The sequence below is a fragment of the Ensifer sp. 38_S197 genome (assembly GCF_056924495.1).
The window spans coordinates 1,686,918-1,709,187 of sequence record NZ_JBXOVZ010000001.1 but is presented as its reverse complement, the minus strand read 5'-3'; the positions used below and the strand labels follow the sequence as shown (position 1 = coordinate 1,709,187).

The following is a 22,270-nucleotide window of genomic DNA, read 5'->3' as shown; positions in this document are numbered from 1 at the left end:
AGAATGGGACACGGACGGAGTAACCAAATGAAGAAAAAGAGAGTTACGCTCAAAGACATAGCCCGCGAAACCGGCGTCCACGTGTCAACCGTTTCGCGGGCGCTCGACCCCGTCGAACGCAAGTCGATTACCGACGACGTCGCCAATCGGATTCAGGCTGCCGCCGAACGGCTCGGCTATCGTCCGAACCGCATCGCCGCCGGTTTGCGCACCAACCGGACGATGACCGTGGGCGTCATGATTCCCGACATCACCAACCTGGTTTTCCCGCCGATCCTGCGCGGCATCGAAAGTGTGCTCGAACCGCTTGGCTATGCCGCGATCATCGTCAACACCGACAGCGAGCGCGACCGCGAGGTTCGCCTGCTTGATGTGCTTCGCGACCGAGGCGTCGACGGCATCATCCACGCTGCCGTGCTGCGAAGCGACCCTTCGATCGCGCGGGCTGCCCAGGACGGCCTGCCCGTCGTCACGCTTAATAGAAAGGTGGAGCAATCGACGATCCCCAGCGTGATCAATGACGAAGGCGCCGGTATCTGCGAGATGCTGCGGCATTTGAAACAGCTCGGCCACACCCGCATCGCCCATATCGCCGGGCCGCAGGAACTCTCCACCGGTCAGCTCCGCCTCTCCGCCTTCCGCAAGGCGGCCGATGACCAGGCGATAGAAGTCGACGAGGCGCTTATCCGGGTGGCGACCCGGTTCAACGAGGAGGATGGAGCCCGCTGTCTTCTTGAACTGCTGGATGGCGGTAACGTCTTCACTGCCGTCCTCTGTGCCAACGACCGCCTGGCGCTCGGCGCCATCGAAGCCCTGCACCACCGCGGCATCGACTGTCCCCGGCAGATCTCCGTCACCGGCTTCAACGACATGCCGCTGCTCGACCTTATCCGACCAAAGCTCACGACCGTTCGCATTCAGCAATACGAGGCAGGTCGCACGGCGGCAAAACTGCTGATGCGGCTGGTTAATTCCGCCGAGGGCGACCCGATACCGCTCGAAACCGTTCTGCCCGTGGAACTCGTCGCCAGGGAGAGCACGGCCCCCGTGGCCGCCGGCGGTCCGCGTTCTGGGTAGCCGGGACCGGGCAACACACGATCGTCGAACGGTTCGAGCGGGCCATTAAGCGCTCATTGACTGCAACACGGTTGCCGTGCAGTCATTCTGCAAGTCACGAAGTTTCAGATTCTTGAATTCGCCTGCACCTGCTGCGGCGATATGCGCTCGCCGAGCACATTCGTAAGCTCGGCCAAACAAAGCGGCCCTGCGGTCACCGGGTTGGCGTGGGCACCTTTTCAGCTAGACACCCCATACCACGGCCTGTTCATGTCGATGGATCAGGTGCTGAAGCCGGTCAAAGCTGTGGCGGATGTGTTGCGAGAATTTCTCAATGGCCGGGGTATGCGCCGAGGTCGCGCGTCTCAAAAGCCCGAGGGCGCGTTCCGGGTGCGGGACCGAAACCGGAAGTGCCGTGACCGATTTTTCGTTGCGTAGCGCAAAGACGACGCTGTGCGGAAGCACGGTCAAGGCGTCGATACCCTTGAGGTAGTTGACGAGGCTCATCAGCGAGCCGCCTGTGTAGCGTATCTTGATCTCGGTCGCCCCGAAGGAGAGGAGCAGGCTATGAAGATCCGCAAGCAGCGGGCTTCCCGGCGGCGGCGCCACCCAGGGATATTCGAGAAGCTGCGACGGCTGCGGCCGTCTCTTCAGCAGAAGCGGATGCGTCACCCGGCAAGCGACGACGTTTCGACCGGGAAGCACCTTCTGGAACGCCAAGCCCGATCCCTCCTCAAGAATGTCGATCGGGCAGATGGCAAGATCGATCTGATCGCCCTTCAGGGCAGCGCGCAGATCGGCCATGTAGCCGTAGCTCTGGTCGATCCGGACATCAGGGTTTTGTGCCTGGAAGTCTGCGATCATCGGCGCAATCAAGGCGTCCATGAAAAACGGCGTGCCGCCGACGCGCACGAGGCCGCTTTTGCCGAGGCGAAAGCTCTCGATCGTATCGGACGCCTTGCGCGAGGCCGACAGCATGACCTGACCATGATCGGCGAGCGCGCGCCCGAGCGGCGTCGGTTGCAGCGGCCGCCGCCCTTTGACGAAAAGCGGTTCGCCCAGGCGCTTTTCGAGCATGGCAATGGTGCGCGAGATCGCCGGCTGCGACAGCCCGAGCAGCGCTGCGCCTTCGGTGACGCCGCCCGCTTTCACGACCGCAGCGAGCTGGACAAGATGGCGTTCGTCTATCTTCATAACAATTAATTATATTAACTGAGAGTAAAATCATCAATCGCGCCTGGGCCTCGTGCTAGCTTTCATTTCAGCCAAGTGTCTGGAGGAGTGTGATGCGGGGCGCGATGGTTTCGAATCCCAACGAAGCAGCCTTCACCGAGGCTTTCGCACAGCGAATTTCGAAAGCCGATGACGGCTCGCTGCCGCAGGTGCTGCGCACGGTCGTGAGTCACCTCCACGGGCTCATCAGAGAATTGCGCCCCAGCGCCGCCGACTGGCGCAAGATGATCGAGTTTTTGACCGAGGTCGGTCACACGACCGACGAGCGACGGCAGGAATGGGGATTGCTGTTCGATCTGCTTGGTGCCTCGGCGCTGGTCGATGAGATCAATTCGCGGCGGCCGAAGCAGGCGACACCCAACACGGTCCGTGGTCCCTTCTTTCGCGCCGACACGCCAGAGCGCGCTTCCGGCAGCAATATCTCGCTCGATGGTGTGGGCGAGCGGCTGGCGGTTTTCGGACAATTGCTCGATCTCGACGGGCACCCGATCGAGAGCGCAGAGGTCATGACCTGGCAAGCGAACGCCGCCGGTTTCTACGAGAACCAGCAGCCGGACCTGCAGCCGGAGTTCAATCTGCGAGGCGTCTTCAAAACGGACCGGCAGGGACGATTCGACTACCTGACGGTGCGCCCGGCCGGCTACGGCGTCCCGCAAGACGGGCCGGTGGGCAAGCTCCTTGGCCAAGCGGGTTGCTCGCTCCGGCGCCCAGCCCATCTGCATTTCATCGTCACCGCGCCAGGATTCCAGACGATTACGACGCATATCTACGACGGCAGCGATCCGCATATCGACGAGGACGCGATCTTCGGCGTCAAGCCGGAACTGGTGCACGAATTCAAATGCTTCGACATCGGCGGCAAGTCCGGCTGGCGGCTGGACTTCAAGTTCCTGATGGCGAGGGCAAGGGAAGGATCTGCATCGTGAGGAACAAGTTCACCTATCAGGGCAGCGCAGCGCACATCGTCTTTGGCGAAGGCAAGAGCGACGAAGCAGGAGCCTGGGTCGAAAAGCTTGGGTGCAGGCAGGCGTTGGTGCTTTCAACACCACATCAGCGGGCAGAAGCAGAAGCATTGGCGGAGCGGCTCGGGCCGCTTGCCGTCGATGTCTTTGCCGGGGCTATGATGCATACGCCGGTCGACGTCACGGCAAGAGCGATGGAGGCGGTCAAGCAAAGCGGCGCCGACTGCGTCGTCTCGCTTGGCGGAGGCTCCACCACCGGGCTCGGCAAGGCGATCGCCTATCGCACCGACCTGCCCCAAGTCGTTATCCCGACGACCTACGCCGGCTCGGAAGTAACGCCGATCCTCGGACAGACGGAAGGCGGCCGAAAGACGACCGTTCGGCACTCTTCGATCCTGCCGGAAGTGGTGATCTACGATCCGGAGCTGACGCTCGGCCTTCCGGTCGGCATGAGCGTGACGAGCGCGCTCAACGCCATGGCCCATGCGGTCGAAGCCCTTTATGCGCAGGATCGTAACCCGATCTCTTCACTGATGGCAGCCGAAGGCCTGTTAGCCTTCAAGACGAGCTTGCCGAGGATCGTCGAGGCGCCGGGAGATCGCGAGGCGCGAGCCGAGGCGCTTTACGGAGCCTGGCTCTCGGGCACCGTCCTCGGCACCGTCGGCATGGCGCTGCATCACAAGATTTGCCACACGCTCGGCGGCACCTTCGACACGCCGCACGCGGAAACGCACGCAATCATGTTGCCACATACGGCCGGCTACAACGCCGCGGCCGTGCCTGACCTGCTTGACCCGGTGGCCCGGACCTTCGGCGGATCGGTTGGCGGCGGCTTGTGGGATTTCGCAAAGTCGCTCGGCGCGCCGCTCGCCCTGAAAGATCTCGGGCTTTCCGAAGCCGACCTCGATCGCGCAGCCGCGATTGCGACCGAAAACCCCTATTGGAACCCGCGGCCGATCGACCGCCAGTCCATTCGGGCGCTGCTGCAGAATGCCTGGGAGGGTAACCGGCCGACGAACTGACGACACCCTTCGGGAGGAAGGGCATTGGGAGGAGGAACCATGCTGACGAGACGCGATTTTCTGAAGACGACAGCCGCAGGTGGCGCTGTCGCCTTTTCATCGGCACTTTCGATGCCGGCGATCGCCAAGGACACGGCAATCAAGCTTGGCTATGTGAGCCCGCAGACCGGGCCGCTCGCCGCCTTCGGCGAAGCCGACAAATTCGTGATCGACGCCTTCCTGGCGACAACCAAGGCCAAGGGCCAGACCTTCGAGGTCGTGGTCAAGGACAGCCAGTCGAACCCCAACCGGGCGGCGGAAGTCGCCAAGCAGTTGATCGTCGATGACGAGGTCAATCTCGTCCTTGTCGCCTCGACGCCGGAGACGACGAACCCAGTAGCAACCACCTGCGAAGCCGAGCAGATACCCTGCATCTCAACGGTTGCGCCATGGCAGCCCTGGTTCATTGGCCAGCAAGGCAATCCCGGCGATCCAGCTTCTTGGAAACCGTTCGACTATGCCTATCACTTCTTCTGGGGTCTCGAGGATGTGATCGCCGTCTTCACCAACATGTGGGCTCAGGTGGAGACGAACCACAAGGTCGGCGGGCTCTTTCCCAACGATGGCGACGGCAATGCCTGGGGCGACGGGACCGTGGGCTTCCCTCCGGTCCTCGAAAAGCTCGGTTACGGTCTCACCGATCCTGGCCGCTACCAGAACATGACCGACGACTTCTCGGCGCAGATCAATGCGTTCAAATCGGGCGGATGCGAGATCGTCACCGGTGTGGTCATCCCCCCTGATTTCACGACCTTCTGGAACCAGGCCAAACAGCAGGGTTTCGTGCCGAAGGTCGCCTCGATCGGTAAGGCCCTGCTCTTTCCGCAGGCAGTCGAAGCGCTGGGCAAGGCCGGGCATAATCTCTCGTCGGAAGTCTGGTGGTCGCCGAGCCATCCTTTCGCCTCATCGCTGACTGGCGAGACATCCGCTCAAGTGGCCGAAGCCTTCACCAAGGCGACCGGTCGGCCCTGGACCCAGCCGATCGGTTTTGCCCACGCCCTCTTCGAATTGGCCGTCGACGCAGTGACGCGGGCCGACGATCCGACCGACGGCGATGCGCTGGCTCAGGCGATTGCCGCCACCAGGCTTGATACGCTCGTCGGTCCCGTCGCCTGGGACGGCAAAGGCTTGCCGCCCTTTGCCGCACGAAACGTGGCCAAGACGCCGCTCGTCGGCGGTCAATGGCGGCTCAAGGACAGCGGCGGTTATGACCTCGTCATCACCGACAACAAGACGGCGCCGAACATTCCCGCCGGCGGGAAAATGGAAGCGATCGTTTGAGCGCCTCTAGGCGTGGGACGGTGACCGAGGAGGGTTAGGCATGTCTCTGTTAGAAATCGAGCGGGTCGCGAAGCGCTTCGGCGCGCTGACGGTTGCCGACGAGATCAGCTTCTCGATCGGCGAGGGCGAGGCGCTGGGCATCATCGGGCCGAACGGTGCCGGCAAATCGACGTTGTTCAACCTGATTACCGGCAACATCGCCCCCGACAGCGGCACCGTCCGCTTCGGCGGCGTGGATGTCACCCGAACACCGCCGATGGGCCGCTGTCTGTCGGGCATGGGGCGGACCTTCCAGATCCCCCAGCCCTTCGAAAAACTGACCGTCTTTGAGAACCTGCTCGTCGCCGGCAGTTTCGGCGCGCGGCGGCGCGAGGCGGAGGCCTGTGACCGCTGCGCCGAGATCCTGGTGGACACGGGCCTGTTCGACAAGGCGAATGTTATGGCCGGCGGCCTTACCCTGCTGCAGCGCAAGCGGCTGGAACTGGCAAGGGCGCTCGCCACCGAGCCCAGGCTGTTGCTGCTGGACGAGATCGCCGGCGGCTTGACGGAAGCCGAATGCCACCAGCTTGTCTCGACCATCAGTGCCATCCAGCAGAAGGGCGTTGCCGTCATCTGGATCGAACATGTGCTGCATGCGCTGACCTCGGTGGTGGAGCGGCTGCTGGTTCTGAACTTCGGCAAGGTGATCGGCATCGGAAAACCCGACGAGCTCATGGCGTCGCGTGCGGTCCAGGAGATCTATCTGGGGATCGAGCTATGACGGTGATGCTCGAAACCAGAGGCCTCAAGGCCTTCTACGGCGACTTCCAGGCACTTTTCGGCGTTGATATCGCCGTTGCCAAGGGGGAAACCGTCGCGATCATCGGGGCCAATGGCGCGGGCAAGACCAGCCTGATGCGCGCCATCTCCGGCGTCCTCGCGAGCGAGCCGGGCATGGTCGTCTATCGCGATGAACCGATCGGTGCGCTGGCCGCACCCGATGTTCTTGCCCGCGGCATCGCCATGGTGCCCGAGGGACGCCGGCTGTTCCCGTCGCTGAGCGTCGAGGAAAACCTGCTGATCGGCGCCTATGGCCGCAAGGGAGAGGGGCCTTGGACGCTCGAGAGTGTCTATGAGCTCTTCCCGATCCTGCGCGAGCGTCGAAACAACCCAGCGACAGCCCTTTCCGGCGGCCAGCAGCAGATGGTGGCAATCGGCCGGGCGCTGATGTCCAACCCGGACGTGCTGCTCTGCGACGAGATCAGTCTCGGCTTGGCGCCGGTCGTCGTTCGCGACATCTATGCGGCTTTCCCGCGCATCCGCGAAACCGGTGCTTCGATCGTCATCGTCGAGCAGGACATCGCCCAGGCGCTGAAGGTCGCAACCCAGGTCTATTGCCTGATGGAAGGGCGGGTGACGTTGTCCGGGCGTCCGGAGGCGCTGACCCGCGAGCAGATCCACCAGGCCTATTTCGGAGCGCCGCGCCATGAGCTTCATTGACACGATCGTGCAGGGTGTCCTGCTCGGCGGGCTCTACGCCCTGTTTGCCGCCGGCCTCAGCCTGGTTTTCGGCATCATGCGGCTCGTCAATCTCGCCCATGGGGACCTGATCGTGCTTGCCGCCTTCCTGATCCTTCTGCTGACCTCGGCGCTCGGCCTCAATCCATTTTTCGCGGCACTCATTGCCGCGCCGCTGATGTTCGTTGTCGGTTGGGCACTGCAATATCTCGTGCTCAATCGCACCCTCGGCAAGGACGTCTTGCCGCCGCTGCTCGTTACTTTCGGTATCTCCATCGTCCTCCAGAATGGCCTGCTCGAAGCGTTTTCCGCCGATAGCCGCCGTGTCTCCGCCGGCGCGCTGGAGAGTGCGTCGACCGGTCTCGGCCCGCTCAACATCGGCCTGATGCCGTTGATGACTTTTCTCTCGGCGCTCGCCGTCATCTTCGCGCTGAACCAGTTGATCTATCGGACGGCGCTGGGACGCGCCTTCCGGGCAACCTCCGACGATATCGTGACGGCGGGGCTGATGGGCATTCGCCCGCAACGCATCTTCGCGATCGCGACCGGGCTTGCCATGGTCGTGGTGACGATCGCCGCGCTTTATCTTGGCACGCGCGCCAACTTCGATCCGACGTCGGGTCCGTCGCGGCTGATCTACGCCTTCGAAGCGGTGATTATCGGCGGCCTCGGCTCGCTCTGGGGAACACTTGCCGGCGGGGTCATCCTCGGCGTTGCACAGACGCTTGGGGCGGCCGTCAATCCGGAATGGCAGATCCTTGCCGGGCACCTCGCCTTCCTCGCCGTTCTCGTCATCAAGCCGCGCGGGCTATTTCCCCGCGCCGTCGATTGAGGTCAAGCCGATGTCCATAGCCATTCCGTCCTTCAAGGTCGAAACGCGCAGCGGAACCTCATTGCTTGCAGCCTTGGCGGCATTCGTCGGCCTCGCGCTCGCGATTGCAGCCCCCCTCATCGTCTCCCGCGGCGTCGTGCAGGATCTCTTCTTTATTCTGACCATGCTTGTGCTCGCGCAGAACTGGAACCTGCTCGCCGGCTATGCCGGGCTGATCTCCGTCGGCCAGCAGGTTTTCGTCGGATTCGGCGCCTACGCGATGTTCGGTGCGGTCATTCTCGCGGGCCTCGATCCGATCGCCGCCATCCTGATTGCCGGCGCTCTTTCAGCACTTCTCGCCATCCCGACGGCCTTTTTCACCTTCCGGCTGCAGGGTCCCTATTTCGCCATCGGCACCTGGGTGGTGGCCGAGGTGGTGCGGCTGCTGCTTGCCCAATGGAAGGCGCTCGGCGGCGGCACCGGCACCTCGCTACCGCGCGATGCCACGCGCGATATGGTCGGCGTTGACGTCATCGGCGACCTCTTCGGCATGAAGGCGGCCGCGGCCAGCGATGCCCTCACCTATTGGATCGCACTCCTGTTGGCGCTCGCAACCATCGGCTTCATCTACCGCCTGCTGCGCAGCAAGCAGGGGCTCGGGCTCGCAGCCGTGCGCGACAACGAGCAGGCTGCCCGGGCCGTCGGTGTCGACGCCCGGCGCATGAAGGCGCTGGTCTATATTGCGACGGCTTTCGTCACCGGTGTGGCCGGTGCGCTGATCTATGTGCAGAAGGCGCGCATCTCACCCGACGCGGCCTTTTCCGTCACCGACTGGACTGCCTATGTCATCTTCATCGTCGTGATCGGCGGGATTGGCACCATTGAAGGGCCGATCGTTGGCGTCGTTCTCTTCTTCCTGCTGCAGAAGCTCTTCGCGGATTATGGCTCCTGGTACCTGCTGGTCCTTGGCCTCATCGGCATCCTCGTCATGCTCTTTTCGCCGCGCGGTCTCTGGGGCTTGTTCTCCGATCGCACCGGCATCCAGCTCTTTCCAGTCCGCCGCACGTTGATCGGCGGACCGCCTGCACACACGCCTAAGGGAGGACCAAATGGCTGACATCACAACCGACGTACTCATCATCGGCACGGGGCCGGCCGGGTCTGCCACCGCCGCGCTGCTTTCGAGCTACGGCATCGAAAACCTGGTGATCAACCGCTACCGCTGGCTGGCGAACACGCCACGCGCCCACATCACCAACCAGCGCACGATGGAGGTGCTGCGCGATCTCGGCCGAGACGTGGAGGACGAAGCCTACATGTTCGCGGCCGAACAGGACCTGATGGGCGAGAACGTCTTCTGCACCTCGCTTGCCGGCGAAGAGATCGGCCGCATGAAAAGCTGGGGCAAACATCCGGTCTCACGCGCCGAACATCAGCTTTCCTCGCCGAGCCAGATGAACGACCTGCCGCAGACTTTCATGGAGCCGCTGCTGTTCAAGACGGCTTGCGCACGCGGTACCCAGGCGCGGATGTCGACGGAGTATCTCAGCCATGTGCAGGATGACGACGGGGTTACCACGACCTGTCTCGACCGGTTGACCGGCAAGGAATTCACCGTTCGCTCGAAATATCTGATCGGCGCGGATGGCGGCAATTCGAAGGTCGCGGAGCATGCCGGGCTCAGCTTCGAGGGCCGGATGGGTGTTGCCGGATCGATGAACATCCTCTTCGAGGCGGACCTGTCGCGCTATGTCGCGCATCGCCCTTCAGTGCTCTACTGGGTGCTGCAACCGGGAGCCGACGTCGGCGGTATCGGCATGGGCCTCGTGCGCATGGTCCGCCCCTGGAACGAGTGGCTGATCGTCTGGGGATACGACATCAACCAGCCGGCACCGGCCGTAGACGAAGCCCACGCGAAGAAGGTGGTGCGCGACCTGGTCGGCGTGCAGGATCTCGATGTCACGATCAAGCAGGTCTCAACCTGGACGGTCAACAATATGTACGCGACGACGATGTCGAACGGACGCGTCTTCTGCATGGGAGATGCCACGCACCGCCATCCGCCATCGAACGGGCTCGGCTCGAACACCTCGATCCAGGATGCCTTCAACCTTGCCTGGAAACTCGCCTTCGTGCTGAAGGGCCAGGCTGGCGAAACGCTGCTCGATACCTACACCGCGGAGCGGGCGCCGGTCGCCAAGCAGATCGTCACGCGCGCCAACAAGTCGATTGAAGAGTTCGGCCCGATCTTCAAGGCACTCGGCCTGCTCGATTCCATCGATCCCGTGAAGATGCAGCAGAACATGGACGGGCGCTGCCGCGATACGCCGGCGGCGGAAGAACAGCGCGCCGGCATCCGCAAGGCAATCGCCGCCAAGGTCTACGAGTTCGACGCCCACGGCGTCGAGATGAACCAGCGCTATCGTTCGGATGCGATCGTTACCGATGGTCAGCCCGAGCCTGCCTTTACCAAGGACCCGGAACTACATTTCCAGCAGACCACCTGGCCGGGGGCCCGACTGCCGCATGCCTGGGTCTTCTCGAATGACGGCAAGAAGGCCTCGACGCTCGATCTCACCGGCCACGGGCGGTTCACCGTGCTCACCGGGATCGGCGGACAGGGCTGGATCGAAGCGGCGAAGATCGTCGGCCACGAGCTTGGTGTCGATATTGCGGCCCACGCCATCGGCGCGCGGCAGCATTGGGATGATTTCACCGGCGACTGGGCCGCACTCAGCGAAGTGCGCGACAGCGGCATCGTTCTCGTGCGTCCTGACCATCATGTCTGCTGGCGCTCGAAAGTGCTGCCGGCAGATCCCGTCGCAGACCTTCGCCGGGTCATGACATCAATCCTTGGGAGGTGATCCATGGAAGCGCATGAGAAAGGCTTCTTCACCGAAGAAAACTCGATCGAGGTCGTCACCGGCCGCAACAAGAACGCCAAGGACGAACGGCTGAAGCAGATCATGGAAGTGGTCACGCGCAAGCTGCACGAGGCGGTGCGGGAAATCGAGCCGACGCAGGACGAGTGGATGGAGGCGATCCTCTTCCTCACACGCACGGGGCAGATGTGCAACGAATGGCGGCAGGAGTTCATCCTGCTGTCCGACACGCTCGGCGTCTCGATGCTTGTCGATGCCATCAACAACCGCAAACCGTCGGGTGCCTCGGAAAGCACCGTGCTTGGTCCGTTTCACGTGCAGGATGCGCCGGAGCTCGAGATGGGAGCCAACATCTGCCTCGACCAGAAGGGCGAGGAGATGGCCGTCGGCGGACGCATCCTCGACACCGAGGGCAGGCCAATTGCCAATGCGGTGATCGACGTCTGGCAGGCCAATGACGAAGGCTTCTATGACGTGCAGCAAAAGGGCATCCAGCCGGAATTCAATTTGCGCGGCGTCTTTCGAACAGGGTCAGACGGCGAATATTGGTTCCGGGCGGTAAAGCCGAAATACTACCCGATCCCGAATGACGGTCCGGTCGGCCAGATGCTGGAGCATCTGGGCCGCCACCCCAACCGCCCGGCCCATCTTCACTACATCATCAAGGCCGACGGGTACGAGACGCTTATTACCCACATCTTCGATCCAGATGATCCGTATATCCATTCGGATGCAGTCTTCGGTGTGAAGCAGAGCCTGCTCGCAACATTCCGGCACGTCGAGGACCCGGCTCGCGCCAGGGAATACGGATTCTCTGATCGCTTCTGGGAAGTGAACCACGACTTCGTGCTGGCGCGGTCAAAGGGTGGCGCCCGCTGACCCGATCCGGAGACCCCTACCGTGCTGAGATGATCCGGGAAGTACCGTCGCTGAGGCCGCGGGCCCTTGCGCAGCACAACCACGCCCAACACTACTGCATGTTCCTTTAATCGTACCCGATTAAAGGACAAAAACATGCAGCAATTCAAATACTACGGCGACCTTTGCGCGTCTGATAAGACGCGCGGCGCTGTCGTGGCGCGCCGTGCCCTGGACGAGGAAGCGGGCCGTCTTCGGATGCGCCCACGCGAGGGTGAGATTCCGCAATGGCGGAAGAGAGTGGGAGTCGAACCCACCAGGGACCGTCTGTCAGCCCCTCCCGGATTTGAAGTCCGGACGCCCCACCGGGGACGCATCTCCTCCTCGCGCGTCCGATTGGACGAGTGGCACTCCAGGAACAGCATTCGGCAAATTGCCGAAGAAATCCAGACGGCTTCGGTTGAGGCGGCGGAGGTCCCCGCGTCTGAAGGTGACGCTGTGACGATCGAAGAAGTCAAGGATCTGGATAGCAACCTTGCGGCCGTTTTCGAGGCGATCGCGAAATTGCATCGCAGTGAACCAGCCCTGGTCGGCGGCCGCACCGATCGCTGCCGTGACAGCGATCATCTCGGCAACCACCTGGCGCAGAAAGAAATGATCATGCGCCACTTCGTGCACGCGGCCCATCCGGCTGCCGAGTTTCAGGAGACGACGCGCCTGCACCTCCGGGATCGCCAGCAATACGGCAATATCGCGCACGCGTGGCGGGCGGAACCGTTCGGATCCGCCGAGCAGGGGCTCGATCTGACGCCAGAGCCGCTCGTCGGCCAGGCTCATGGTCACCTGATGTTCGACAAGCCGCACCCAGGCGCCATCCACCACAATCTCTCCTGACGTGACGAGCGCCTGCAGGGCCGCACGAAACGCAGGGACCGGCAGGCGCAGTGGAAGCGCTGTCCGCAACCGCTCTATACCCATGCCCAGCAGATCCGGATTTTCCGCATGGAAGATCGCGAGCCGGGCGAGGATGTCGCTTCGGAGTTTCTCCCAGCTCTGCAAGGACATGACGAGCCTGGCGGCCTCCGATGGCAGTTCAATCACGCCTAGGGATCGCGCCAGAGCTTGCGCTTCGGCGGCAGTAATCGCCCGATCGCGGCCGAAGGCGCCGATGTCGATGAAAAAGGGTGGAATGGCGAGCAACGCCTCGATCGTCTGTCGTGCTTCGCTCAAGCGGAGGGCATCGAGTTGCGCCATCCGTTCCGGCGTGCGGCGCTTCCTTGCGGGGGCCCGCAAATCCAGAAACCGACCGCCGCCGACCGTGCGCCGGGCTGACGTATCGCGAACAACATAGCGGTCACCAGCGGCCGCCGCGATCGGCCGGTCCAACACGAGTTGGACGCGCGCGCGCGTTCCTGGTGACACGGCCTGTTCGGCCAAGAGGACGATGCGGGCTCCGACTTCCACGGAGGCGTGATGAAGCCGCACCGGAAACCAATGCCCGATCGGCTTCGGTTCGGAGCCAAGCACGCGCAAAGTCGCGTCGATGCGGTCGGTCGGCGCATGTAGGCCGGGGTCGCAGACCACGTCGCCGCGGCCGACTGCCGCCTTCGTGATGGCGGGACCAACAAGGTTGAGCGCGCAGCGATCACCAGCGCAACCGGTTTCACTTTTCCTGTTCTGTGCGTGGATTGAGCGCACCCGCGCCTTGAGGCCCGAAGGGCTGACGACGACATGATCTTCGATCGACACCTGACCCGAAAGAACGGTTCCGGTGACGACCGTCCCTACGCCCTGGATGGTAAAGGAGCGATCAATGGCCATGCGGAAGCATCCGCCTGCCTGCCGCCGCGCGAAACGCCGCGCCGCGTCGAGGATTTCGTCGCGAACCGTCGCCACACCTTTGCCCGATATCGACGAAACCGGGATCATGGGCGCATCGGCAAGCGCCATTCCCGCGAGGTGGTTGCGCATCGCCTGCTCGACAGCCGCAACGCGAGCGTCCGTCACGAGATCAGCCTTGGTGATGACGACGACGCCGTGCTTGATGCCAAGCAGATCGACGATAGCGAGATGCTCGCGCGTCTGCGGCATGACACCGTCGTCGGCCGCGACCACGAGCAGCACGAAATCGATGCCGCCGGCACCTGCAAGCATGGTGTGGATGAATTTCTCGTGGCCGGGCACGTCGACGAAGCCGATCGTCTCCACGCCCTCGACCGGCATGTAGGCAAAACCGAGCTCGATCGATATGCCGCGGTCCTTCTCCTCCTTCAGCCGATCCGTCTCGATACCGGTCAGCGCCCGCACGAGCGACGTCTTGCCATGATCGATGTGGCCGGCCGTGCCTACGATCACCTTTGATCCCTCTCATTCGTGGCTTGAGGCGGCACTACCGCTTCCGAGAGCGGCAGCAAGGCTCGGCGCTCGGCCTCCTGCAATTCCTCGGCATTGAGCGCGGCGCGCACGACGTCGAAGAACGGCGCCGCCAGCGTACTGCCTCCGTCGCGCGCCCTTATCAACCAGGCAAAGGCCTCGATCGGGTCGCGGACTGTGCCGCTTCCAAGATGATAGGCCGCGCCAAGCATCGCCTGCCCGTCGGCATCGCTAGCGCACGCGCCGCGCCGCCACCAGTAGGTAGCTTCGACCGGATCGCGCGCCACCCCGATGGCATTGTGATAGAGCATGCCGAGCCGCGTCATTGACGCCGCGGAACCGTTCTGCGCGGCAGCCAGCGCCCATCGACGGGCTTCGGCAATATCGGGCTCGATGAGATCCCCTTCGAGCGCCATCCAGCTCAGCATGTCCTGAGCTTCCGCGTCATTCTGTTCGGCAGCCTGGCGGTACAGGCTTGCTGCGCGCTCGTAGTCCGGCGTGATCCCCTCGCCCTTGAAGAGAAGCGACGCGAGGTTGCGCTGACCAACAGGATCGCCGGCCTCGGCAGCAAGACTGAGCCAGCGATACGCAAGGCCAGCATCCCGGGCGACTCCCAAGCCGCCGGCAAAGCATGCGCCGATATTGTTCTGGGCCCGGGCATTCCCCGCCTGTGCGAGAGGTCCCCACAGGGCGAGAGCGGTTTCGTAGTCACCGTTGCGCGCTGCGGCAAGCGCCTTTGCCATGGGTGCTTCTGAGGACTCATCACCCTTGGGCGGCCTTCCAAGGAGACGGTTGAGAAGGTTCACGATGAAGCTCCCTCTTCTGCCAACGGCTCGAGACGCGCGAGATTGGCGATGAAGCCCTCTTCGTCCTCGAGGCAACGCAAGTCCAGAATGAGCGGCCCGCGTTCGATGCGGCCGATGACCGGCATCGGCAGGCGCCTCAGGGCCGCGGCCAGTTCGGCAAGCATGCGGCCGCTGCCGGACGATGACGCCAACGCCAGGCCCGCGCTCGGCACGGTGACGAGTGGCAAGGCGCCGGATCCGATCTGGCTGCCGCAATCGACGACCGAGACTTTGAATGCGCCCTTTACCGCCCGCTCCACCGGGGGGGACAACCGCTCGGCCTGCTGGCGGACTTCAGCCTGCGGACGCGCGAGCAGACGCATGGTCGGAAGGCGCTCGCTCAAGCGGTCCGGGTCGCGATAGAGCCGGAGTGTCGCCGCCAGTGCCGCCAAGCGGATCTTGTCAAGGCGCAGCGCCCGCTTCATCGGATTCCTGTTGATCCTTTCGAGGAGGTCGACGCGCCCGACGATGACGCCGGCCTGCGGTCCGCCAAGCAGCTTGTCGCCGGAAAAAGTGACGATATCGGCGCCGTCTGCGACCGCTTCGGCGACGGTCGGCTCATGCGCGAGCCCGAACCGGTCGAGATCGACCAGCGTGCCGGAGCCGAGATCGTTGATCAGCGGCAGCCCGTGCTCGCGGGCGATTGCCGCCAGCTCGCGCGCCCCGACCTCCTTGGTGAAGCCCTCGATGCGGTAGTTGGAGGTGTGGACCTTCAATATCAGGCCCGTTTCGGGGCCGATGGCATCCCTGTAGTCCCGGGCATGGGTGCGGTTGGTGGTGCCGACCTCCACAAGGCGGACCCCGGAGCACCGCATGATGTCCGGCATGCGAAACGCCCCGCCGATTTCGATAAGCTCTCCGCGCGAGACGATCGCTTCCCGGCCGGCGGCCAGGCTGTTCAGCGTCAGCAGTATGGCGGCGGCATTGTTATTGACGACCGTCGCACCTGCCGCGCCGGTTAAATCGCAAATGAGCGCGCGCAGGTGATCGTCCCTCTCCCCGCGTTTGCCACTCTCCAGGTCGAATTCGAGCGCGACAGCTTCGCGCATCGCCGCCGTCGCGGCATCGATCGCCGCTTCCGCGAGTAAAGCGCGGCCGAGATTTGTGTGGAGCACTGTTCCTGTCAGGTTGAACACCGGGCGCAGCGTCGATCGATCATTTTCCTCGAGCGCCGCAACGGCAGCCGTGGCAATGGCGTCCAGAGAGGGAACCTCTTCGCCTTTACGCACGTCCTCCCGGGTCATGACCAGGACATTCCGCAAGGCTTCGGTCACAGCTCGCCGCCCGAAACATTCGATCGCTTCGACAAAGGGCGCCGATCTCAGAAGCTCGTCCACCGAGGGGATGTCACGCAACCTGGCATTGGCGTCCATTCCGGCTCTCCCTGGGGCGCGCGCCTCGATTCGATCCAAATAAATTAGAGCGGGATACCGGCGGAAAAACCACTCGGACCTTTCCTCATCTCGCTCTAGATTCCGGCCAGAAGCGGTGCAAACCCGCCCCGGCGATAGGGGCCTTCACGCATCAGGAGATCGAGGCTGAGGCTCGCGACATCGTCGGCAATCGGCTCGGTCGCCGGTGCTCTGTTCTGATAGAAGATCTTCGTCCAGCCATGGCATTCGTCGCAGGTTTCGGCCTTGACGGTGCCGCCGTGGTTCTCGATCTCGCGATAGGCGATCCCCTTTGTGGAGCCGCAAAGCACGCACTTAATGCGGACATAGTGCCAGAGCGTCGAGCAAAGCGAGCAGCAGCAGAAGCGTGCGCCGTGAGAGCCCGGCCAGCCGACGACCATGGATGATGCGGGCCTGCCACCGCAGGCCGGGCAAATGCCGTCGGCGACCGGCCTTAGCGTGGCGGGGTCAAGCACGGATGCCAGCCGGGCGAACTGTACCTGAAGCCCGGCCCAGACGAAGATGTGCTCGGCAACCGCGTCTCCAGGCAATGAGCCGGAGAGGACGGTTCCGGCCATGGCGAGACGTGCGTCACGATCGGCACCGATCACCCGAGCGAGAGCGCCGGCGGCTGCGGCCGGCTTCTCGATCGCGTCAGCGGCGGCGAACAGACGGTCGAATATGGCGTGGATTGTTTCGCCGTCCTCGATCCTGTTGCAGTGGAGCGGCGGCATTTCGAACTCGCGGGCGCGCAGGAGCGTCGCAGCGTCGGGGCTCTCGGCGGGCGGGAGGTCGGCTTGGATGAGATGCTGCGCGGTCGTCAGTCCTGCAAGGAAGTTGAGATAGGACGCAAGTCCGCTCGCCTCGGCCAGATGACTGAAACGCGTGGCTCGCGTGGCAAAGAGGGACGCTGCGTTTGGCAGGCGCGCAAAGGGTGGCGAGGAGACGTCTCCAATAGCGGTCGGATCGGGCACTGCGGCGTCTTTGCGTGTCATCACACTCCCTCACGAACCCGACGGGTCACGTGATGCGAACCCAGAAAAACTACTCGGCTACGGTCTTTTTTCTGTCTGCTGTCGGCTCTTTCGTCGGCGGTCTGGTGACCAGTTCGCGCAACCACTTCCGGTGATGCCGCCACGCCCACCCGCCCGTTACGGAACCACGTACCATTGCCCGTATCGTACCCTTTACCCAGATCGCTGCATAGACATGGGTAATCCAGACGCTGATCGCGAGGATGGCGGCGATCGAGTGCACAAGTAGGGCCCATCGCTGCTGCTCGATCGTGGTGTAAGCCGCGAAATACTGATTCCATATGACGATACCGGACCCTATCAGCACGATGATCAGGATCGACATGGACCAGAAGACCAGCTTCTGCCCGGCATTGTACTTGCCGACTTCAGGCAGGCGCTCATCATGGGCAGCGAGTACGTCGCGCACGCGTGCAAGCCAGGTGCCATCTTCCCGTTTCCAGAGATTGAGCCTCCAGAAGCGCAAGAAAAGACCAAGGAAGCTGAAGAAAAGGACGACACCGATCCAGGGGTGAATGGTCCGCACCCATTGACCGCCGCCGAAGAGCGCCGACAGGAAGAACAGCCGTGGATGGAACAGGGATAGGCCGGAAAGCGCGAGCAGGACGAGGCTCGTGGCAGTGATCCAATGGTTGATCCGCGCGCCGCCGGTATAGCGATCGACCGTGACGGGTTTGCCGGGGTGAACGCTGTCGCCTTTCCCGACGTCATATCCAGTATCCGTACTCATGAGGATCGATCTCCCGTGAGCCGCTCAGCGGCCTCCTCGTCTTCTTCGGAAACGCGGTTCGGACCGTTGACCATGTAATGCAGGAAGCCGGTGACCGCCGCGACGCCCATGACGGCGAGGCCGGCATATTTCGTCACGCCCTTCCAGGCCTCAACGATCGGGCTGATCGTCGGATTGTTGGGCAGGCCGGCATAAATCTCCGGCTTGTCGGCATGGTGCAGCACATACATGACATGTGTACCGCCAACCCCCGGCGGATCGTAAAGGCCCGCATTGGCAAAGCCGCGAGACTTCAGGTCGGTGACCCGCCCCTCCGCATGTTTCTTCATCTCCTCCTTCGTGCCGAAGACGATCGCCTGCGTCGGGCAGGCCTTGGCGCAGGCCGGTCCCTGGCCGACGGCGATGCGATCAGAGCAAAGCGTGCATTTGTAGGCGGTGTGATCGACCTCGGAAATCCGCGGAATGTTGAACGGGCACCCTTTGACGCAATAACCGCAACCGATGCAGTTCTCGTGGACGAAATCGACGATGCCGTTCGAATATTGGACGATAGCACCGGGTGCCGGGCACGCCTTGAGGCAGCCTGGGTCCTCGCAATGCATGCAGCCGTCCTTGCGGATCAGCCACTCCAGATTGTTCGTCTCCGGATTCTCCCACTCGGTGAACCGCATCAGCGTGAACATGTCGGGGGTCAGGTCATGTGGATTTTCGTAGACGCCCGTATTGCTCTCGAGTTGCGGATGAGTGTCATTCCATTCGATGCAGGCCGATTGGCAGGCCTTGCAGCCGATGCATTTCGAGACGTCGATGAGTTTCGCCACCTCGGTCTGTCGCTGGGCCGGCGGCGTCACGGTCGACGCCGATCGCCGCATCAGGTCCTTTTCGCCGAACTTCGGTTGTTGAGGTACGGTGGTCGGGTTTGGGACGGGCGGGAACATGGTTCATGCCTCCTACGCCACCGGCCCGGCAATGGGCTCGATATTGACCAGGAACGCCTTGTATTCCGGCGTCTCTATGTTGGCATCGCCGACGAAGGGCGTCAGCGAGTTCGGTCCGAAGCCCTTCCTGGCTGCGCCGGTGAAGCCCCAGTGCAAGGGGATGCCGACGACGTGGACGGGCTTGCCGTCGCAGATCAGCGGCTTGATCCGCTTGGTGACGACCGCCTTGGCCTGGATCGATCCGCGCTTTGACCAGACGCGCACCCAGCCACCCTTGGTGATGCCCTTTTCGGCCGCGAGTTCCTCCGAAATCTCGACGAAGAATTCCGGCTGCAGCACGGCGTTCACCCGGACATGCTTGGTCCAGTAATGGAAGTGCTCGGTCAATCGGTAGGAGGTCGCAGCATAGGGGAACTCCTTCGAGGCGGTCTCGGCAAACTGCTCGAAGTCGCCCTTGAACACCCGCGCCGCCGGATTGCCACGCACTTTCGGGGCGACGAGATTGTCGAGCGGCGATTCGAACGGCTCGTAATGCGCCGGGAACGGCCCGTCGCGCATCATTCCCCTTGTGAAGAGGCGAGAGACCCCTTCCGGATTCATGATGAACGGCCCAACATCGCCAGGCTTTGCCGTCGGCATGATATCGGGCACGTCGTAGCCCGACCATTTCGTGCCGTCCCATTCAATTATCTTGCGGCTCGAATCCCACGGCTTGCCATTTATGTCCGCCGAGGCCCTGTTGTAGAGGATGCGGCGGTTGGCAGGCCACGAGAACGTCCACTTGGAATAGGCGCCGGTCTCGTCTGGGTCCGACGTGTCGCGCCGGGCCATGTTGTTGCCGTTCTCATTGAAGCAGCCGGAATAGACCCAGCAGCCGCACGCGGTCGAGCCGTCATCGCGCAGCGCCGCAAAGCCGGGCAAGAGCTTACCGGCCTCCGCCACGACCTTTGTCGGGTCGGCTGTATCGTAGACGGTGGCAAGCGCCTTGCCGTTGATCTCCTTGGCAAGTTCTTCGGCGGTCGGCTCATTTGGATCGGCATAGGCCCAGTCGAGATTGACGATCGGATCCGGAAACTTTCCTCCTTCCTTGCGGTAGAGCTCCTTCAGCCGCACATGGATCTGCGCCATGATCCAGTTGTCTGTCTTCGCCTCGCCTGGAGGCGTGCCGCCGGGCCAATGCCACTGCAGCCAGCGGCTGGAATTGGTCAGCGACCCCTCGTCTTCGGCAAAACAGGTGGAGGGTAACTGGATGACCTCCGTCTGGATCTGCGAGGTGTCGACATCGTTGTACTCGCCGTGGTTCTCCCAGAAACGCGATGTCTCGGTATCAAGCGGATCCATGGTGACGAGGAATTTTAGTTTCGACAGTGAATCCGTCAGCTTCTTGCGGTTCGGGGCGGCCAGCAGCGGGTTGAAGCCCTGGCAGAGATATCCCGTCATCTTGCCCTGGTTCATCAGCTCGAACGCGCGCAGGAGGTCGTAGCCTGCAACGTCGAGCTTCGGCAGCCAGTCATAGGCGAAATTGTTCTCCGGCGTCGCCGCCGTGCCCCACATCGCCTTCTGGAAGCTGACGAAGAACTTCCGGTAGTTCTGCCAGTAGCTCATCTGGTTCGGCCGAAGCGGCTTGTAGCCGCGCGTCGACATGTAGGTCTCGAGATCGATCTCCTTGTCGGTCGGTATCGTCAGGTAGCCGGGCAGGAGGTTCGACATAAGCCCGACATCGGTGAGGCCCTGGATGTTCGAATGGCCGCGCAGCGCATTCATGCCGCCGCCGCGCATGCCTATATTGCCGAGGATCAACTGCAGCATCGCCATCGAGCGGATATTCTGCGAGCCCTTCGAATGCTGCGTCCAGCCGAGCGCATACATCGAGGTCATTACCTTGGTCGGCGACGAGCATTCCGAGACCATTTCGGCCACCTTCAGGAACTTGTCCTTCGGCGTGCCGCAGATGCGCTCCACCAGTTCGGGGGTGTAGACGGAGACATGCTCTTTTAGCAGGTTCCAAACGCAGCGCGGATTGGTCAGCGTGTCGTCCACAACAGCATAGCCGTCGGGGCCGATCACATAGTCCCACGTCGACTTGTCGTAGTCGCGCTTGGCTTCGTCATAGCCGGTGAACAGCCCGTCCTTATAAGCGAAGCCGTCCTTGACGATGTAGCTGGCATTGGTGAACGCCTTGACATAGTCCCACTGCACCTTGTCGTTCTGGATGCAGTAGTTGATCACGCCGAGCAGGAAGGCGATGTCTGTGCCCTGGCGGATCGGCGCGTAGAAATCGGCGACCGATGCGGAGCGGGTGAAACGCGGATCGACGACGATGAGCTTCGCGCCACGATTGGCCTTCGCCTCGGTCACCCATTTGAAACCGCACGGATGCGCCTCGGCGGCATTGCCGCCCATGATGATCACGAGGTCGGTGTTCTTGATGTCCGTCCAGGAGTTGGTCATTGCGCCGCGGCCGAATGTTGGAGCCAAACTGGCTACCGTGGGGCCGTGTCAGACACGCGCTTGGTTGTCGAAGACCAGCATCCCGGCGCTGCGGACGACCTTGTAGGTCTCCCATGCCGTTTCGTTCGTTGTCGCCGAGGCAGCGAGGAAGCCGGTCGTTATCCACCGGTTCACCGGCACGCCTGCCTCGTTCCTCTCGATGAAATTGGCGTCGCGGTCGTCCTTCATCAGCCGGACGATCCGGTCAAGGGCGTCATCCCAGCTTATTCGTTCGAACTTGTCCGACCCCGGCTTGCGGATCATCGGATATTTCAGCCGCGTTTCCGACTTCACGAAATCGAGCAGTGCCGCCCCCTTGGGACAGAGCGTGCCGCGGTTGGTCGGGTGGTCGGTGTCACCCTCGATATGGATGATCTCCGCCTGCTCGCCCTTCTTCCGGTCGCCCTTCGAATACATGATGACGCCGCATGCGACGGAACAATAGGGGCACGTGTTGCGGGTTTCGGTGGTGTTTACCAGCTTGAAGGCGCGGATCGCTTCGGCATGCGCCGCCTCGATTTCACCAAAACCCAGGGAGCCAAGCGCCGTGGCCGCAACCCCAGCACCGGCCGCACCCAAAAATTGGCGCCGCGAGAGTTCCATGTTCATGCCATGATACCTCCCTGAATACCGGCTTTGCCAACAGGGGCGCGCCGGAAACCTTGGTACGCCTTCGCATACTCAGGCATAACTCGGCCTTTGAAATTAAAATCTTAGCTGTCCGCTTTCTATTGTCAATTTAATAAGAAAGATAAACGGGAAAGCCACTCTCTAGTTAAGTCCAAAGCCATATATTTGGACTGGCGGCCGTCGCCCCCGTTGCGGGAC

The 22,270-nt window shown here is 62.7% G+C and carries 17 protein-coding genes, 1 tRNA gene and 1 pseudogene; 10 read left to right on the top strand and 9 right to left on the bottom strand.

Translation table 11 applies throughout. The annotated features are described in order from the left end of the window. Positions 1–27 precede the first annotated feature (27 nt). A complete protein-coding gene (locus AC1Z3V_RS07975) occupies positions 28–1,077 on the top strand; it encodes a LacI family DNA-binding transcriptional regulator (protein ID WP_483498221.1) in 1,050 nt (349 codons plus the stop codon). A 222-nt stretch (positions 1,078–1,299) separates the two neighbouring features. On the opposite strand, the gene AC1Z3V_RS07970 is transcribed toward AC1Z3V_RS07975, so the two are convergent. Then, positions 1,300–2,250, bottom strand: coding sequence for a LysR family transcriptional regulator (locus AC1Z3V_RS07970; RefSeq protein ID WP_429809375.1), 951 nt, complete (start codon positions 2,248–2,250; stop codon positions 1,300–1,302). Between the two features lie 89 nt (positions 2,251–2,339). Between AC1Z3V_RS07970 and AC1Z3V_RS07965 the strand changes: the two genes are divergently transcribed. Genes AC1Z3V_RS07965 through AC1Z3V_RS07925 form a run of 9 tightly spaced genes read left to right on the top strand, consistent with a single transcriptional unit; the run spans position 2,340 to position 11,662 of the window. Continuing rightward, positions 2,340–3,215 (top strand): dioxygenase family protein, encoded by an 876-nt coding sequence (locus AC1Z3V_RS07965; protein ID WP_483498220.1) that lies wholly within the window; start codon positions 2,340–2,342, stop codon positions 3,213–3,215. Continuing rightward, the gene (locus tag AC1Z3V_RS07960) at positions 3,212–4,273 is read left to right on the top strand and encodes a maleylacetate reductase (protein ID WP_483498219.1); all 1,062 of its coding nucleotides are present in this window, start codon (positions 3,212–3,214) and stop codon (positions 4,271–4,273) included. Before AC1Z3V_RS07965 ends, AC1Z3V_RS07960 begins: the two co-directional genes overlap by 4 nt. A 39-nt stretch (positions 4,274–4,312) precedes the next feature. Next, positions 4,313–5,593 (top strand): ABC transporter substrate-binding protein, encoded by a 1,281-nt coding sequence (locus AC1Z3V_RS07955; RefSeq protein ID WP_483498218.1) that lies wholly within the window; start codon positions 4,313–4,315, stop codon positions 5,591–5,593. A 40-nt stretch (positions 5,594–5,633) separates the two neighbouring features. Then, a complete protein-coding gene (locus AC1Z3V_RS07950; RefSeq protein ID WP_483498217.1) occupies positions 5,634–6,353 on the top strand; it encodes an ABC transporter ATP-binding protein in 720 nt (239 codons plus the stop codon). Continuing rightward, complete coding sequence (locus AC1Z3V_RS07945) at positions 6,350–7,072, top strand: ABC transporter ATP-binding protein (RefSeq protein WP_483498216.1); 723 nt, start codon at positions 6,350–6,352, stop codon at positions 7,070–7,072. The genes AC1Z3V_RS07950 and AC1Z3V_RS07945 overlap by 4 nt, the downstream gene beginning before the upstream one ends. Then, the gene (locus tag AC1Z3V_RS07940; RefSeq protein ID WP_483498215.1) at positions 7,059–7,922 is read left to right on the top strand and encodes a branched-chain amino acid ABC transporter permease; all 864 of its coding nucleotides are present in this window, start codon (positions 7,059–7,061) and stop codon (positions 7,920–7,922) included. The genes AC1Z3V_RS07945 and AC1Z3V_RS07940 overlap by 14 nt, the downstream gene beginning before the upstream one ends. Before the next feature lie 10 nt (positions 7,923–7,932). Then, positions 7,933–9,018, top strand: a complete 1,086-nt coding sequence (locus tag AC1Z3V_RS07935; protein ID WP_483498214.1) for a branched-chain amino acid ABC transporter permease — start codon at positions 7,933–7,935, stop codon at positions 9,016–9,018. Beyond that, entirely contained in the window at positions 9,011–10,765 is a 1,755-nt protein-coding gene (locus AC1Z3V_RS07930) for an FAD-dependent oxidoreductase (RefSeq protein ID WP_483498213.1), read from the top strand. The genes AC1Z3V_RS07935 and AC1Z3V_RS07930 overlap by 8 nt, the downstream gene beginning before the upstream one ends. 3 nt (positions 10,766–10,768) lie before the next feature. After that, positions 10,769–11,662, top strand: a complete 894-nt coding sequence (locus AC1Z3V_RS07925; protein ID WP_483498212.1) for an intradiol ring-cleavage dioxygenase — start codon at positions 10,769–10,771, stop codon at positions 11,660–11,662. A gap of 267 nt (positions 11,663–11,929) precedes the next feature. On the opposite strand, the gene AC1Z3V_RS07920 is transcribed toward AC1Z3V_RS07925, so the two are convergent. The 8 genes and pseudogenes from AC1Z3V_RS07920 to fdnG form a co-directional block, all read right to left on the bottom strand. Beyond that, positions 11,930–12,025 (bottom strand) — tRNA-Sec (locus AC1Z3V_RS07920). A 135-nt stretch (positions 12,026–12,160) separates the two neighbouring features. Next, a pseudogene (gene selB, locus AC1Z3V_RS07915) lies at positions 12,161–13,948 on the bottom strand (selenocysteine-specific translation elongation factor); the annotation flags it as partial. Positions 13,949–13,992: 44 nt separating this feature from the next. Next, entirely contained in the window at positions 13,993–14,757 is a 765-nt protein-coding gene (locus tag AC1Z3V_RS07910) for a tetratricopeptide repeat protein (RefSeq protein ID WP_483498211.1), read from the bottom strand. A gap of 59 nt (positions 14,758–14,816) precedes the next feature. Then, positions 14,817–16,232: an L-seryl-tRNA(Sec) selenium transferase gene (gene selA, locus AC1Z3V_RS07905; RefSeq protein WP_483498210.1), complete on the bottom strand. Its 1,416-nt coding sequence runs from the start codon at positions 16,230–16,232 to the stop codon at positions 14,817–14,819. A 95-nt stretch (positions 16,233–16,327) separates the two neighbouring features. Beyond that, positions 16,328–17,245, bottom strand: a complete 918-nt coding sequence (gene fdhE, locus AC1Z3V_RS07900) for a formate dehydrogenase accessory protein FdhE (RefSeq protein ID WP_483498209.1) — start codon at positions 17,243–17,245, stop codon at positions 16,328–16,330. Positions 17,246–17,294: 49 nt separating this feature from the next. Then, positions 17,295–18,014, bottom strand: coding sequence for a formate dehydrogenase subunit gamma (locus AC1Z3V_RS07895; protein ID WP_483498208.1), 720 nt, complete (start codon positions 18,012–18,014; stop codon positions 17,295–17,297). Then, entirely contained in the window at positions 18,011–18,952 is a 942-nt protein-coding gene (fdxH, locus tag AC1Z3V_RS07890) for a formate dehydrogenase subunit beta (RefSeq protein ID WP_483498207.1), read from the bottom strand. The genes AC1Z3V_RS07895 and fdxH overlap by 4 nt, the downstream gene beginning before the upstream one ends. 12 nt (positions 18,953–18,964) lie before the next feature. Next, entirely contained in the window at positions 18,965–22,051 is a 3,087-nt protein-coding gene (gene fdnG, locus AC1Z3V_RS07885) for a formate dehydrogenase-N subunit alpha (RefSeq protein ID WP_483498206.1), read from the bottom strand. Positions 22,052–22,270 lie beyond the last annotated feature (219 nt).

Bases quoted from the DNA above. Each gene is read 5' to 3' on its own strand.
- AC1Z3V_RS07950 (WP_483498217.1), top strand. From the start codon at position 5,634: ATGTCTCTGTTAGAAATCGAGCGGGTCGCGAAGCGCTTCGGCGCGCTG.
- fdxH (WP_483498207.1), bottom strand. From the start codon at position 18,952: ATGTTCCCGCCCGTCCCAAACCCGACCACCGTACCTCAACAACCGAAG.
- AC1Z3V_RS07895 (WP_483498208.1), bottom strand. From the start codon at position 18,014: ATGAGTACGGATACTGGATATGACGTCGGGAAAGGCGACAGCGTTCAC.
- AC1Z3V_RS07935 (WP_483498214.1), top strand. From the start codon at position 7,933: ATGTCCATAGCCATTCCGTCCTTCAAGGTCGAAACGCGCAGCGGAACC.
- AC1Z3V_RS07910 (WP_483498211.1), bottom strand. From the start codon at position 14,757: ATGGCAAAGGCGCTTGCCGCAGCGCGCAACGGTGACTACGAAACCGCT.
- fdhE (WP_483498209.1), bottom strand. From the start codon at position 17,245: ATGACACGCAAAGACGCCGCAGTGCCCGATCCGACCGCTATTGGAGAC.
- selA (WP_483498210.1), bottom strand. From the start codon at position 16,232: ATGGACGCCAATGCCAGGTTGCGTGACATCCCCTCGGTGGACGAGCTT.
- AC1Z3V_RS07945 (WP_483498216.1), top strand. From the start codon at position 6,350: ATGACGGTGATGCTCGAAACCAGAGGCCTCAAGGCCTTCTACGGCGAC.
- AC1Z3V_RS07930 (WP_483498213.1), top strand. From the start codon at position 9,011: ATGGCTGACATCACAACCGACGTACTCATCATCGGCACGGGGCCGGCC.
- AC1Z3V_RS07970 (WP_429809375.1), bottom strand. From the start codon at position 2,250: ATGAAGATAGACGAACGCCATCTTGTCCAGCTCGCTGCGGTCGTGAAA.
- AC1Z3V_RS07975 (WP_483498221.1), top strand. From the start codon at position 28: ATGAAGAAAAAGAGAGTTACGCTCAAAGACATAGCCCGCGAAACCGGC.
- AC1Z3V_RS07940 (WP_483498215.1), top strand. From the start codon at position 7,059: ATGAGCTTCATTGACACGATCGTGCAGGGTGTCCTGCTCGGCGGGCTC.
- AC1Z3V_RS07925 (WP_483498212.1), top strand. From the start codon at position 10,769: ATGGAAGCGCATGAGAAAGGCTTCTTCACCGAAGAAAACTCGATCGAG.
- AC1Z3V_RS07955 (WP_483498218.1), top strand. From the start codon at position 4,313: ATGCTGACGAGACGCGATTTTCTGAAGACGACAGCCGCAGGTGGCGCT.